This is a genomic window from Phaeobacter sp. CAU 1743, assembly GCF_039839315.1.
GTDB classification, from domain to species: Bacteria; Pseudomonadota; Alphaproteobacteria; order Rhodobacterales; family Rhodobacteraceae; genus Phycobacter; species Phycobacter gallaeciensis_A.
Map to the genome: position 1 here is coordinate 1 of NZ_JBDOQR010000094.1, position 13,075 is coordinate 13,075.

The 13,075-nt window shown below is 59.6% G+C and carries 12 protein-coding genes and 2 pseudogenes; 9 read left to right on the plus strand and 5 right to left on the minus strand.

Annotated elements, in window-relative coordinates:
- From AAFO90_RS22345 to AAFO90_RS22360, 4 genes and pseudogenes are all read right to left on the minus strand, one after another.
- A pseudogene (locus tag AAFO90_RS22345) lies at window positions 1–369 on the minus strand (transposase); the annotation flags it as partial.
- Between the two features lie 249 nt (window positions 370–618).
- Window positions 619–1,467, minus strand: coding sequence for an MBL fold metallo-hydrolase (locus tag AAFO90_RS22350; protein WP_347510841.1), 849 nt, complete (start codon window positions 1,465–1,467; stop codon window positions 619–621).
- Window positions 1,464–2,903, minus strand: coding sequence for a sulfatase-like hydrolase/transferase (locus AAFO90_RS22355; protein ID WP_347510842.1), 1,440 nt, complete (start codon window positions 2,901–2,903; stop codon window positions 1,464–1,466). The genes AAFO90_RS22350 and AAFO90_RS22355 overlap by 4 nt, the downstream gene beginning before the upstream one ends.
- Before the next feature lie 7 nt (window positions 2,904–2,910).
- Complete coding sequence (locus AAFO90_RS22360) at window positions 2,911–3,402, minus strand: MarR family winged helix-turn-helix transcriptional regulator (protein ID WP_347510843.1); 492 nt, start codon at window positions 3,400–3,402, stop codon at window positions 2,911–2,913.
- Window positions 3,403–3,510: 108 nt separating this feature from the next.
- Between AAFO90_RS22360 and AAFO90_RS22365 the strand changes: the two genes are divergently transcribed.
- The 9 genes and pseudogenes from AAFO90_RS22365 to AAFO90_RS22405 all read left to right on the plus strand — a co-directional run bounded on the left by AAFO90_RS22365 (window position 3,511) and on the right by AAFO90_RS22405 (window position 12,537).
- Complete coding sequence (locus AAFO90_RS22365) at window positions 3,511–4,458, plus strand: tripartite tricarboxylate transporter substrate-binding protein (protein WP_347510844.1); 948 nt, start codon at window positions 3,511–3,513, stop codon at window positions 4,456–4,458.
- A gap of 70 nt (window positions 4,459–4,528) precedes the next feature.
- A complete protein-coding gene (locus AAFO90_RS22370) occupies window positions 4,529–5,077 on the plus strand; it encodes a hypothetical protein (protein WP_347510845.1) in 549 nt (182 codons plus the stop codon).
- Window positions 5,077–6,663: a tripartite tricarboxylate transporter permease gene (locus tag AAFO90_RS22375; protein WP_347510846.1), complete on the plus strand. Its 1,587-nt coding sequence runs from the start codon at window positions 5,077–5,079 to the stop codon at window positions 6,661–6,663. Before AAFO90_RS22370 ends, AAFO90_RS22375 begins: the two co-directional genes overlap by 1 nt.
- On the plus strand, window positions 6,660–8,186 hold the full coding sequence (locus tag AAFO90_RS22380; RefSeq protein WP_347510847.1) for a sulfatase-like hydrolase/transferase: 1,527 nt from the start codon (window positions 6,660–6,662) through the stop codon (window positions 8,184–8,186). Before AAFO90_RS22375 ends, AAFO90_RS22380 begins: the two co-directional genes overlap by 4 nt.
- Window positions 8,187–8,555: 369 nt before the next feature.
- Window positions 8,556–9,907 (plus strand): IS3 family transposase gene (locus AAFO90_RS22385; RefSeq protein WP_154665125.1). Its coding sequence is split into 2 segments (ribosomal slippage): window positions 8,556–8,892 and window positions 8,892–9,907, totalling 1,353 coding nucleotides; the frame shifts between segments, so codons are not numbered across the junction.
- A gap of 74 nt (window positions 9,908–9,981) precedes the next feature.
- Window positions 9,982–10,182 (plus strand): annotated as a pseudogene (locus AAFO90_RS22390) (TVP38/TMEM64 family protein); the annotation flags it as partial.
- 1 nt (window position 10,183) lies between these two features.
- On the plus strand, window positions 10,184–11,170 hold the full coding sequence (locus AAFO90_RS22395) for a cation diffusion facilitator family transporter (RefSeq protein ID WP_347510848.1): 987 nt from the start codon (window positions 10,184–10,186) through the stop codon (window positions 11,168–11,170).
- Window positions 11,171–11,176: 6 nt separating this feature from the next.
- Window positions 11,177–12,088, plus strand: a complete 912-nt coding sequence (locus tag AAFO90_RS22400; RefSeq protein ID WP_347510849.1) for a sterol desaturase family protein — start codon at window positions 11,177–11,179, stop codon at window positions 12,086–12,088.
- The gene (locus tag AAFO90_RS22405) at window positions 12,085–12,537 is read left to right on the plus strand and encodes a DUF411 domain-containing protein (protein ID WP_347510850.1); all 453 of its coding nucleotides are present in this window, start codon (window positions 12,085–12,087) and stop codon (window positions 12,535–12,537) included. Before AAFO90_RS22400 ends, AAFO90_RS22405 begins: the two co-directional genes overlap by 4 nt.
- Window positions 12,538–12,542: 5 nt before the next feature.
- On the opposite strand, the gene AAFO90_RS22410 is transcribed toward AAFO90_RS22405, so the two are convergent.
- Entirely contained in the window at window positions 12,543–12,899 is a 357-nt protein-coding gene (locus AAFO90_RS22410; RefSeq protein ID WP_347510851.1) for a hypothetical protein, read from the minus strand.
- Between the last annotated feature and the right edge of the window lie 176 nt (window positions 12,900–13,075).

The window sequence follows — 13,075 nt, forward strand, 5'->3', positions numbered from 1 at the left end:
GGTGCTGTCTCAGTACCCGGCAGGCGCGACGTTCCGAGACATTCAGTTCCGCACGAACGCGATCGATGCAAGCACGGCGACGAGCGGGGCTCAGAAGTTTCCCTTCGCGGCTTCCGCCAGGATCAGCTTGTCCAAGGTCAGATCAGAAACAGCATTGCGAAGCCGCTCATTCTCTTTCTGCAGCCGCTTCAGTTCCTTCAATTGGTCCGTGCCCATTCCACCGTACTTCTTCTTCCAGCGGTAGTAAGTCTGTTCAGTCACGCCAATCTGCCGGATCGCATCCAGACGCGGCATTCCTTGCCCCGTCAGAACCTCAACCTGTCGCAACTTCGTGACAATTTCCTCGGGCTTTGGTCGCTTGTTGGCCATGTGTTTCCTCCGTTTTCCTAAACATAGCGGAGGACCACTTCAGTGGGGGAAGACCAGCGGCGCGTTCAAAGAAATCTGTCAGCCATGCAGATGGAAACAGGTCAATCGACCTTTTTGCAGGGTCACCGAATTGCTCAAGGATCAAGCTGTGGGACTCCCGCCGCCAACGAGTACGGGAAAAACTCCGGGTTCGCCTAAATGTCGGGGTATTGTCCAATAGGCTTTTGGTGTCGGCCGGTTCAGCCCATTTCAAATCTCAAAGGTTTGCAAATCTTCAACGATACCTGCCTCTCCAGTGGATCGTTCAGCCAGATTGGCGCGGGCCTTTGCATGTTCTTCCTCGTTGTCCATGTGGATCCTAAAATGGCTGAGAAACAGCCGCTTGACGCCCGCTTTTTCGGCCATGTCGGCCACTTCACCCGGGTCTGGGCTGAACGGCATCAGGGCAGGATGCAGGACCTCGGCAGATCCGCGATAGCACCAGTGCAGCAGGAAATCGGCATCTTGGCAAAGCTCCGTAATATCCGGATTGATCCCCGTATCGCCGGAATAGACGAATTTCCTGCCACCTGCCTCAACCGCGAAGCCAAGGCATTCGAGAATCGGCTGCGCGTGATTGGCGCGCGCTGATGACAGGCGCCAGCCATTTCCCTCATAGGTATAGCCCGGGTCTATCTCGGTAACTTCCGGTGCCGGCCAAGGCCGTGGCAGTGTGCCGCCACGGGCGACCCAAACCTGTTGGCTTTGCGGCAGTTCAGTACGGGCTCGCAGGTCGTTGTTCAAGGCCCCGTTGCGCCCGAAATAGGCCTCTGTGATATCGGTCAGTGGCTTGGGGCCAAACACTTTCAAGGGGGCTGCGCCTTCATCCCACGCCGCATGAGCCAGTCTCGCATAATCCATCATGTGATCGCTGTGGTAATGGGTGAAAAAAAGATGCGTAATGTCGGAGGGTTTGCGCCCGGAGCGTAGCAAGTTGTCAAACACCCCGCCGCCGCAATCAAACAAGATAACATCCTCGCCGACTTCAAGAAGGTATCCTGACGAGGCGCGGCGCGCGTAGGCTTCGGGCGAACCTGATCCAAGAATGGTGAGCTTCATGTCTTCGCCTCTGGTGGTGGGGTTGCGCCGGGTGCGCCAAGCTTCAGGGCGGCGTCGCGTCCGCCCAAACGTTCGATCAACGCAGCCTGATCGGCGAATGCCTGCGCATCTACGGCCTCGGGATCAAGTATGTCCCGCAGCGCCGCCTCCATCTCGGCCAGTTTGGCGGCATAGGCAGGATCTCCCGCCAGATCGGTCAGCTCTTCTGGATCACCTCGCATATCGAAAAGCTCGGACGGGAAGCCGACATAGTAGTTCAGCTTCCACCGCTCTTTGCGCAGCATGAAGGCACCGGACACCGCTCCGGCGGCATGGTATTCGCTCAGGATCGGGCGGCCTGGGTCATCATCGCTGGTCGCGATGGCATGGAGCGATGCGCCATCCCCGTTAAACGAAAGGCCGAAATGGTCAGGCACCGTGGCCGAGATATCCAACAAAGACACCGGCGTGTCGCAGGTCCCTGGCGCGACGTCCGGCCCAGCCATGATCATTGGAACGGCGACACTTTCTTGATAGAGGTTCGATTTGCCCCAAAGGCCACGTGCGCCGACATTGTCGCCATGGTCCGAGGTGTAGATCACCGTGGTGTTATCGCCAAATCCTACTTCGTCAAGCGACGCCATGATTTGCCCGACATTGTGGTCGAGCCAAGAGCACAACCCGTAATAGGAGGCCATCGCCTTTAGTCGCTCTTCGTTGTCCTCGAAGCGGGCTTCGCTGTCCATCATGGCGTTCTGTTTCTCGACCCAAGGGTGCCGGGGGTGGCCATCCTCCGGGTGGAGTTTCACCGGCGGCAGGCTGTTCAACGGATAGAGATCATAAAATTCCTGCGGCACGATCAAGGGGAAGTGCGGAGCGACAAGCCCAACATAGAGACACCAGGGCCTGTCGTCGCCAGAGGCGGCGCGGTCGGCAAACCACTGGCGGGTGCGTTCCGTTACGGCGGCATCGTATTCGATGTATTTCGACTGACCCGGGCCGATATATTCGCCCAGCATCCGGCCGCCTCCGGGCGGGCCGACGCGTTCGTCTTCCTTGCGGATCGAGGCCCAGACCATGCCGACACCATTCACCACCTGCATCGGGATATGCTCGGTATCAAAGCCTGCGGGATCTTCGTCAGAGCGGTAATGCAGCTTGCCGATGCTTTCGACCGGGATATGCGCGCCCTGCAATGTATGACCCCATCCCTTGGGCTCACCCGTGTAGGGCATGGCGTTGTCCCAGAGCCGATTCTCATGGACATAGCGCCCCGAGGCAAAGGCCGCCCGCGCGGGCACGCAAATCGGGCTGGGCGTGTAGGCGTCGGCGAAGCGAACCCCGCGCGCCGCCAGTGCATCAAGGTTCGGCGTCTGAACAAAAGGATGCCCGGCACAGCCCATGGCGCGGGCCTGATGTTCGTCGGACATGATGATCAGAAGGTTCGATTGGCTCATGCCGGTGTCACTCCATAAAATCCGTTTTCTCAGCGGCGATCTCGAGCTTGTCGAGAACTTTGCGGAAGGCGTCGATTTCCTCCGGTGTCAACCCGGCCCGCAGGTGGTCTTGGCGGCGGCGGGTGACCGGAAGGGCGCGGTCGAAAATTTCGCGTCCCTGTTCGCTGAGTGTCAGGTGCTGTACGCGGTGGTCGAAGCTATCGGGAGTTGAAGTAATAAGACCTTGTTTTGCGAGGGTTTTTACGTTTCGGCTAAGCAACCCCTTGTCCAGCGCTGTAATGCGCGCCAGATCTGAAAGTCTGGTCTTCCCGGCAGCCCCGACAAGCGCGACAACCCGCCACTGAGCCAGCGTCAGACCCGCTGCGTCCATAAGCACACGCGCGCCCTGTGCATTCAGTTTCGCCTGCACGCGCGACAGGCGGAAGGTCAGGTATTGGTGCAGCGGAAGATCTTCCTGCAGGGCGTCTGCCTCGACTGATCTTGTGAGGGCGGTATTCATGCGCTTCTCCTTTCTTTCACCATCTCGCGAAATGGTTGTCTCGTCAACTTTATTGTTGACCGATCAACATGATTGTGCGTGACTGCGAGTAAATCCAGGGAGGAAGCCATGAAACGTATTCTCAAGGCGGCTGTAGCTGCCGCCAGCCTTGCCGCAATGTCCACTGGCGCATTCGCATCCGACTGGACCCCGCCGGGGCCGATTAAGCTTATGATCGCCTTCAAGGCCGGGGGCGGCGCCGATACCCAGGCGCGCCTGATCGCGGAAGATCTGGAAGCTAAGATGGGTTGGCAATTCATCCCCGAGCAAGTCACCGGTAAAGGCGGCATGAACCTTGTCATGGCGCTCAAGGATCAACCCAACGACGGCTCTGTGATCGGCATGGTTGTGACCGAGGCCATGGGCTATAACATGAAGGTCGCAGATGCAGGCGTGACGCCGTCGGACTACACCGCCATCACCACCACCGCTGGGTTCCAGATGGGCGTGGTTTCGAAAACCGACAAAGGCTGGAAAAGCTTTGACGACATGATCGCTGCCGCTAAAGAAGGCCCGCTCCGTTTCGGCGCGATGAGCCCCAAGTTGGCAGATCTGGCATACTTGTTGGGCAAGGCGCAGGGGGTTGAGTTCAACATCGTCAACGTCAAAGGCGGCAAGGGCGTGATGAACGGCGTCAATGCCGGAGACCTCGACCTAGGCTTCATGGCCGGCATCCAGGGCAAGGGCGTCGCCGCCGGAGACCTGGTCAACCTTGCCTCGGCGCTTTCCGAGCCGCTGAAGCAGACCCCCGACGCGCCGACCTTCGGCGATCTGGGGGTGCAGTTCAGCGCGGATGGCTATTTCCTGATCATCGGTCCGGGTGGCATGCCCGCCGAAGCGCGCGACGCGCTGGCAGCCGCGATTGTCGAAGTGATTTCAACCGACGGCATGAAATCGAACGGGATGATCACCAAGGCCTTTGGCGGTCCTGCGGTGATTGCCGGTGACGATGCGCAAACCCTGATCGAAAGCGATTTCGAGGCCGCTGGCGCCCTGCTTAAGGCCGCATCCGAATAAACCAACTTCAACGGGCCCTGCCGTCGCACTGCGGGGCCCTTCTCTTTTCACCACCGGCGTGGAGTGCCCGATGCGGACCCTTGAGCGTGCAAACCTGATTCTTGGGCTCTGTGCCGTAGTCGCAGGCCTTTTGATCGCCCTAGTCTGGGTGTCTGCCGATGTCACCACCGGCATGATCGAGAAGGTCCGCAGGCAAGTGACCATCGGTGACGCGCTGGCCCCGACGATTGCCGCGGGTTTCATCGGTTTGGGCGGCGTTCTGGTCGCGCTATTTGAAAGCCCTGAGAATGCGCGGCGCATCACCCGCAGGAACCTATGGTTTCTCACCATGCTGCTGCTCACGGTCGGGGTCAGCTTCGCGATCATGCGCTGGCTTTGCCCGGCGCTTGCGAGCCTGCTCACAGAAGAAGGCTATCGCCCCCTGCGCGACACGGCTCCTTGGAAATACATCGGCTTCCTGCTCGGCGGTGCGGGCATGATCGCAGCGCTGATCTCCCTTGTCGAAGGCAGGATCACGCGTCGCGCCGTGCTGGTTGGGCTGGCCGCCGCCATCGCGCTGATCGTGGTCTATGATCTGCCGTTCGATGATCTGCTTTTACCGCCAAACGGGGATGTGTAATGGGCTGGTTTGACTATGTCTGGTTGGGTATTCAGGCGGTTTTTCAGGGGCCTGAGGCCTTTACGATCCTTGGCATCGCCATTCCGATCACCGTTCTGATGATCCTGATGGGGTTCCTCATGGGCATCGCCGTGGGGGCCACGCCGGGGTTGGCCGGACCGATGGCCATGGCCGTGGCCCTGCCGATCCTGATTTCAATTTTCGGCTTCTCACCCGACGCACTGTTGCCGGTTATGGGGTTCCTTTTGGGCATCATGAAAGGGGCCACCATTGGCGGTGCAGTGCCTGCGATCCTGTTCAACACGCCCGGTACACCCGATGCCTATATGACCACGCTTGATGGCTACCCGATGACCAAGCAGGGACAGGCGCGCAAGGCGCTGCGAGTGGCGCATTTCTCATCCGCATCGGGGGATACGTTCTCAGACATCGTTCTGATCCTCTGCGCGCCGTTTCTAGCCGTAGTGGTCGAGCGTTACCTCGACCTGCCGGAGAAAACCGCGCTGCTTATCCTGTCGCTGGCCTTCATAGCCGCCGTAATAGGTGGCTCTGTAGGAAAAGGGCTGATCTCTCTCGGCCTTGGCCTGATGGCGGCTTATGTCGGCACCGGCGAGGACTTCTATCCGCGCCTTAGCATGGGCAGTCAGACCTTGGCGCAGGGCTTCCCCATCGCCGCCGTGGTTCTGGGTGTGTTGATCCTGGGTGAGGTTTTCAAAAGCATCGAAGAGCTCTGGCAGGAAAGCCGCAAATCCGGTGCGATTACCGTCATTGAACAGAAGGGCGATCAGAAACTGCACTGGGCCGATATTCGTCGTCTGCTGCCTTATATCACGCGCTCGGCTGTGATCGGCACCGTCATTGGCGCGCTGCCCGGTATCGGCTCGACCCTTGCGGCCACGCTGGGGTATACCACGGGCCGTGCCGCCCATGCGCGAAAGGGTCGAAAGCCAGCCTTCGGCCATGGCGCTCCCGAGGGCATTGCCGCAACAGAGGCCGCCAATTCGTCCGTGTCCGGTGCTAACCTGATCCCGGTGCTCAGTCTTGGCATTCCGGGCAATGCGGCGGCGGTGTTCTTGATTTTGGCCGCAGACAGTATCGGCGGCTTCAACCCCGGCCCATCGGTGTTCCGCTTCACCGGGGACGCGGTGAACCCTGAACTGGTGATCGCCTTTGGCTTTTTCACCTGCATGATGATTGCCAACCTGCTCAATTGGACCATCGGCGGCGCCTTCATGCGCTCGATGGGCTTTATGAGCCACATCCCGAAGCACATCCTTTTGCCGGTCGTGCTGCTTCTGACGCTGACCTCGATCTATGTGCAGGAAACCCGCATGGCCGCGATCTGGTTCACCATCGGCTTCGGCGTTCTCGGCTACCTGATGCGCCGTCTCGGGATTTCTCCGCTGCCGTTTGTCATTGCCTATATCCTTGGCGCCAAGCTCGAGGAGAGCGCCCGTCAGGCCTTTGCCGCCACCGGCGGCGATGCCTGGTTCCTGTTTGCCAGTCCGGTGTCCATCGCCTTCATGATTCTTACTGTGATGGTGATCGTCCTATCCCTTCGTAAACCTAAAGAGGCCAAGACATGACCCGCCCCAATATCCTTCTGATTTCAGCTGACCAGCAACGCGCAGATTGTTTCGGCTTCATGGGGCGCAAGGTGAAAACCCCGCATCTGGATCAACTGGCTGCCGATGGCACCCACTTTACCGCCTGCATTACGCCGTCAGTCGTATGCCAACCGGCGCGTGCGTCGATCCTGACCGGGCAGCTATGTCGCACCCACGGTGTGCATGACAACGGCATCGATCTCAATCCCGAGAAAGGTGAGAAAGGCTGGGCCGGAGCGATGGCAGCAGCGGGCTATGAGACCAGTTTTTTTGGCAAGGCGCATTTCTCGACCTATCACACTTATGATCCCACCGGCACACCCGAGTGCCTGCGCTCGTCCGCGCAATATGGCGAGGAGTGGAACGGGCCCTATATGGGTTTCCAGCACCTTGAATTGATGCTTGTCGGCCACAACTGGTGGGCCCCGGAAAAACCGCCCGCGGGACAACACTATGAACGTTTCTACCACGCGGATGGGCGCGGTGATGAGCGCACCAAGCTGATGTGGGAAAACGCGGGCGACACCAAGGGGGCCGCGCAGGTCTGGCATTCCAAATTACCCACTGCGTATCACAACACCACTTGGACATCGGATCGGTTCATCGAGTGGTTGGGTCACGGGCGTGACGAGGAAAAACCATTTTGCACCTGGGTCAGCTTCCCCGATCCGCACCATCCCTTTGATTGCCCGGAACCATGGTCGCGGCTGCACGACCCGGCCAAGGTTGATCTGCCGGAAAATCGAACACGGAATTACGAGGGCAAACCCTGGTGGCACAAGGCCGCGATGGAGGGCGAACCGGCAGACAAGAAATACGCCGAGGTGCGCAAACAGTATTCCCGCATCCAGCCGCAAACCGACGAGCAACTGCGCGAGATCATTGCCAACACCTATGGCCAGATTTCGTATATCGACCACGAGGTCGGCCGAATGCTGATCGCCTTGCAACAGGTCGGGTTGGATGAGAACACCATCGTGATCTACATCAGCGATCACGGCGATTGGCTGGGCGATCATGGACTGATCCTCAAGGGACCGATGCACTACGAGGGCCTGCTGCGTGTGCCGATGATCGTGCGCGGTCCGGGGGTCCGCAAGGGAGTCTCGGTCGATCAACCGGTCTCGACCCTTGATCTGGGTCCGACCTTCTATGACTACGGAGAGGCGGCCCCGCTTCAGACCCAGCACGGCAACAGCCTGCGCCCGCTTTTTGAGGACGCTGATGCCACCCGCGAATTTGCCCTCAATGAATGGGGCCTGGGTCCGGGGCGCGTGGGCGTGGCGCTGGAACTCAGGACCGCCCGCACCCGGACCCATAAGATGACGATTGATCTGAATTCGGGTGCAGGTGAGCTTTATGATCTGGTCAACGACCCGAGCGAGCAAGCAAACCTGTTTGATGACCCGGCCTCGGCAGAGACACGCACATTGCTGGAAAGCTATATCGCCACACGACCCGATGACATGCTGCCGAACCAAGAGGCCGTCGGCACTGCTTGACTGTTCATGACCAGGGCTTTCCCAGAACGGAGAAAACTAAAACAACTCAACATCAACGGCAGGTGTTTTTGATGGCGCCTGCTGGAATCTGACGATGACAGCCCGACATCGGAAAACTGTGCCGCGAAGCTCAGCTCTGTCCGGGGCTTTCGAGGCTGGAAACCGTGCGGCGAAAGTGCGGTCTCGGTTCTGGCGAAAACGATGCCTGTGGATGACCGGTCTGCCGACATTTGCAGCGACGCTGCGTATCTTGTGCCGCAACTGCAAAACAATGCTGCGTCAGCTGTCTGACGTCAGCACCAATGGGACAGTTTAGGGTGATTTGATAAGAGAGGGTTTCTGGCTCATCGTAACCACCAAGGAGTGAAGATGAGACAGAAACCCGGAAGCAAGCAGAGCCACGGCGAGAAGATCATCAAAGACATCCGCCGGGTCACGCGCAAGCAATATTCTGCGGAAGAGAAGATCAGGATCGTTCTGGACGGCCTGAAGGGCGAGGACAGCATTGCCGAGCTGTGTCGACGTGAGGGTATTGCCCAGAGCCTCTATTACAGCTGGTCGAAGGAGTTCCTCGAAGCTGGGAAGAAGCGGCTGGCTGGGGACACAGCGCGTGCGGCGACGTCGAGCGAGGTCAAGGTTCTGCGCCGTGAGGCCCGTGATCTGAAGGAGGTCGTGGCAGAACAGGCGCTGGAGCTACGGCTGCTCAAAAAAAGCATGCTCGGGGATGGGGGCGACGACGAATGAGGTATCCCGCATCCGAGAAGCTGGAGATTATCCGGCTGGTCGAACAGTCCCATTTGCCGACCAAACGCACGCTGGACAAGCTGGGCATCCCCAGGACCACTTTCTATCGCTGGTATGACCGGTATCTGGCCGGTGGTCCCGAGGCGCTGGAAGACCGCCGCCCCAGGCCGTCGCGGGTCTGGAACCGCATTCCTGGGCCGGTTCGCGAGAAGATCAAGGATTTAGCCTTGCAGGAAAGTGACCTGTCCCCACGCGAGTTGGCCATACGCTTCACCGACACGGAAAAGTATTTTGTGTCAGAGGCTTCTGTGTATCGCATCCTCAAATCCTGCGATCTGATCACCAGCCCGGCCTATGTGGTTCTGTCGGCGGCCGATGAGTTCCGGGACAAGACGACCCGGCCGAACCAGCTGTGGCAGACCGACTTCACCTATCTCAAGGTTATCGGCTGGGGCTGGTTCTATCTCTCGACGATCCTCGACGACTTCAGCCGTTACATCATCGCCTGGAAGCTCTGCACGACGATGAAAGCGGGCGATGTGACCGACACCCTGGACCTGGCCCTACAAGCCTCAGGCTGTGACCAGGCGACGGTGCTGCACAAACCGCGACTGCTCAGTGACAATGGGGCGAGTTACATCTCGGGCGAACTGGCCGAATGGCTGGAAGATCGGCAGATGGATCACATCCGCGGCGCCCCGTACCACCCGCAAACCCAGGGCAAGATCGAGCGCTGGCATCAGACCCTGAAGAACCGCATCCTGCTGGAAAACTACTATCTGCCCGGCGATCTCAGGCAGAAGGTCGACGCCTTCGTCGAGCATTACAACCATCGGCGCTATCACGAGAGCCTGCAGAACCTCACCCCGGCCGACGTCTACTTCGGGCGCGGTCAGACCATCCTGCAACAGCGAGAAAGGATCAAACGAAAGACTATCGAAACCCGGCGCTTGCTTCACCGAAGATCCGCCGCATAATCAGACCAACCAGATGTGCCAGACCCTCTCTTAGATCAGGCCGCCAACTGGCCCAAAAACTCTGACGACGGACACTGCATCTTTGGAGGTTCGCGCTGGCCACGATGGCCGGGATTATTCCAGCGAGTTTTTTGCTCGCTCACATGGGCAGCCAGGCGATGAACGGAGATGCCCGCACTGCCACATGGACCGCGCTTGCGCTCGGTGGCTTTACGGGCCTGTCGGTTCTCTTTGCCGCGACGCGAAAGACCGGTACGCAACGGGAGGAGAGCTGATATGGCCAATCATTCTCACGCTGGACACATGCCGAGTTCCGGCAAGGCCCTTGTGATTTCTGCCTGGCTCACCGGCGTCTATTTCGTGATCGAACTGGCCGTCGGGCTCTGGACCGGCTCAATCGCCGTCCTGTCGGATGCGTTTCACACCCTGTCGGCGGTTGGCGGTGTTCTCGTGGCCATCATCGCGCAGCGGATTGCGCGCCGCCCGGCGGATTCGGCGCGCAGTTTCGGCTGGTACCGCGCCGAGATCATCGGCGCGCTGGTGAATGGTGGCTTTCTTCTCGGCATGGCGCTTCTGGTGATCTGGATGGGCGCGATTCGGCTCGGAAATCCGATCCCCCTGGCCACAAGCCCAATGCTTTGGGTCGCCTTCGGTGGCCTGGTCACAGAGGTCATCTCGCTGGGGCTGATGTGGCAATCGAGCAAAGACGATCTGAATGCCCGCGGCGCGCTCTGGCACATCATCCAGACCTTTGTCGGCAGCCTCCTGATCATCGTGACCGCTCTCGTGATCGAGTTCACCGGCTTTCTCGCGATCGACCCGATCCTCGGCATGGCGTTCGGGGTGGTTCTCCTCTGGGCCTCCGTCGGCGTAATCAAAGAAGCGGTCCACATTCTCATGGAAGGCACGCCCGAGGGAACGGATCTCGACGCTGTGATGGCGGATCTGAACGGCCAGGACGGGGTTCTGGATGTTCACCACGTGCATGCTTGGACGCTGACCAGCGGCAAACACGCGTTTTCCGCCCATATCCGCCATCAGTCACCCGCCGAGGCCGCGGACTTGCTGAACAGGGCCTATCGGCGGCTGACGGAACAGTATGGGTTTCACATGGTCACGCTGCAGCTCGAAACAGAGTGTCTCGACGAGCGCCACGCGCGGGACCTTGATATAGTCCAGATAGCGGCCGCAAAGGCTGCGCAAGAAAAGACTGATGTGCGAGATGCGCATCCGCACCCAAGCCCTAACACAGAAGGGCCGTAGACTGTGATGGACACGATACTAGCCGCAGAGCCGGAAGTTCGTCTGACGGCGTTTTTGAGTGTGCTGGCCGCTATGGCGCTTTGGGAAGTCGCCGCCCCGCGTCGGCGGCGTGACATTCCGCGTGTCATCCGTTGGTCGAACAACCTGGCTCTTGTCGTGATCGATACGGCGATCCTCCGGTTGTCTTTCCCAATCCTGGCCGTTGGTCTGGCGGTCATGGCCGAGGAGCGGGGCTGGGGCCTGTTCAACACTATCGAGGTTCCTTTTTGGCTGGTTGTGATCCTCGCCATGCTGCTTCTCGATTTCGCCATTTACCTGCAGCATGTCATGTTCCATGCCGTTCCAGCTTTATGGCGGCTGCACCGTATGCATCATTCGGACCTCGAATTCGACGCAACGACTGGATTACGCTTTCATCCGATTGAGATCCTCATCTCGATGGCGATCAAGCTAACCTTGGTCGCAGCGCTTGGTCCGCCCGCCGTCGCGGTTTTGTTGTTCGAGATCATCCTCAACGCCACGGCACTCTTCAACCATGCCAACATCAACCTGCCGAGACCAGTCGACCGGTGGCTCAGATGGATCGTCGTCACACCCGACATGCACCGCGTGCATCATTCTGTCGATCCGCGCGAAACCAACTCAAACTACGGCTTCAACCTGCCGTGGTGGGACCACCTCATGGGTACTTATGTTGCCCAGCCCGCGAAGGGCCACGAGGGAATGACGATCGGTATCGAGCAGTTTCGCACGACGCGCGACCTCTGGGTCGACAGGATGTTGATCCAGCCCGTTCGCGGGCCAGCAAGCGGGCACGCCCTGGATACATCCGCCCTCACGCCGACAGAGCAGGAACAGCCTCTGGACTCTCAAAAACACAGTTCTACGGTCTCGGATACTTCAAAAAGGAACACATGATGAAAAAACGCACATTTTTGCTGGCCGGAGCGGCTGCCACACTCCCCCTGCGAGCACTGGCCAACACGGAACCCGTCATTAAAGTCCTGAAAACCCCCACCTGCGGGTGCTGTACGGCCTGGGTCGATCATGTCCGGCAAGCGGGCTTCACAGTCGAGGCGCAGGATGTCGATCAGGATGCGCTTTATGCGTTCAAAGACCGGCTACAAATCGCTCCAGAACTTGCTGGATGTCACACGGCGATCATAGGTGACTATTTTATCGAGGGCCACGTGCCTGCCGCGGACATCACGCGGCTGCTGGCAGAGCAACCGGTGGCGCGCGGGTTGACGGTCCCCGGTATGCCGATGAGTTCGCCCGGCATGGGCGGTCCCGGGGCCGGTGACGCTTTTGACACCTTGCTTGTTGGCTCCGACGGCGCGACCTCGGTCTTCGCGAGCCATAGCTGATCGGCTTATGGGCGCAGGTGATAGGTCCCGCGGGACGGGTTCATGACCCGCCCGTCATGCACAAGCTTTCGCAGCGTTCTGTAGGCCGCCTCATGGCTCAGCTGTAACCGGGCGGCGAACTCGACCACGGAGCCATCGAGCAGGCCCGCGACCAACCCCGCCATCACCCGGTCCTCTGCGCGCCGGATGCCGACGATCTCCAGCATCTGTCGCTGCGCCTGTATCTGTCGAGCGGCCTGACGGCCATAGGCGCGGGCAAATGCCGGGTCGGCAAAGGCGGCCAAGACAGCAGCCTTGTCGATCCGGATCAGCGCTCCCGCCTCAACACAGACCGCATCGCAATGATAGACCTTTGAAAACACCGAAGCTTCGGCAAAGCTTGTCCCGGCTTGAGCACGGTGAATGATGAACCGGGAGTGGGCAAAACTTGGTGGTTAAGCGGCCCGCTTTGAGACGCCTAGCCTTCCGTCAAGCACAGCGGCCCGAGTGACGGCAACCCGATGCGCGCCCCGCGGTGACCATCTCATGCGCCGCCGCT

Bases quoted from the DNA above. Each gene is read 5' to 3' on its own strand.
- AAFO90_RS22375 (WP_347510846.1), top strand. From the start codon at position 5,077: ATGGGCTGGTTTGACTATGTCTGGTTGGGTATTCAGGCGGTTTTTCAG.
- AAFO90_RS22380 (WP_347510847.1), top strand. From the start codon at position 6,660: ATGACCCGCCCCAATATCCTTCTGATTTCAGCTGACCAGCAACGCGCA.
- AAFO90_RS22355 (WP_347510842.1), bottom strand. From the start codon at position 2,903: ATGAGCCAATCGAACCTTCTGATCATCATGTCCGACGAACATCAGGCC.
- AAFO90_RS22365 (WP_347510844.1), top strand. From the start codon at position 3,511: ATGAAACGTATTCTCAAGGCGGCTGTAGCTGCCGCCAGCCTTGCCGCA.
- AAFO90_RS22405 (WP_347510850.1), top strand. From the start codon at position 12,085: ATGATGAAAAAACGCACATTTTTGCTGGCCGGAGCGGCTGCCACACTC.
- AAFO90_RS22350 (WP_347510841.1), bottom strand. From the start codon at position 1,467: ATGAAGCTCACCATTCTTGGATCAGGTTCGCCCGAAGCCTACGCGCGC.
- AAFO90_RS22360 (WP_347510843.1), bottom strand. From the start codon at position 3,402: ATGAATACCGCCCTCACAAGATCAGTCGAGGCAGACGCCCTGCAGGAA.
- AAFO90_RS22370 (WP_347510845.1), top strand. From the start codon at position 4,529: ATGCGGACCCTTGAGCGTGCAAACCTGATTCTTGGGCTCTGTGCCGTA.
- AAFO90_RS22400 (WP_347510849.1), top strand. From the start codon at position 11,177: ATGGACACGATACTAGCCGCAGAGCCGGAAGTTCGTCTGACGGCGTTT.
- AAFO90_RS22395 (WP_347510848.1), top strand. From the start codon at position 10,184: ATGGCCAATCATTCTCACGCTGGACACATGCCGAGTTCCGGCAAGGCC.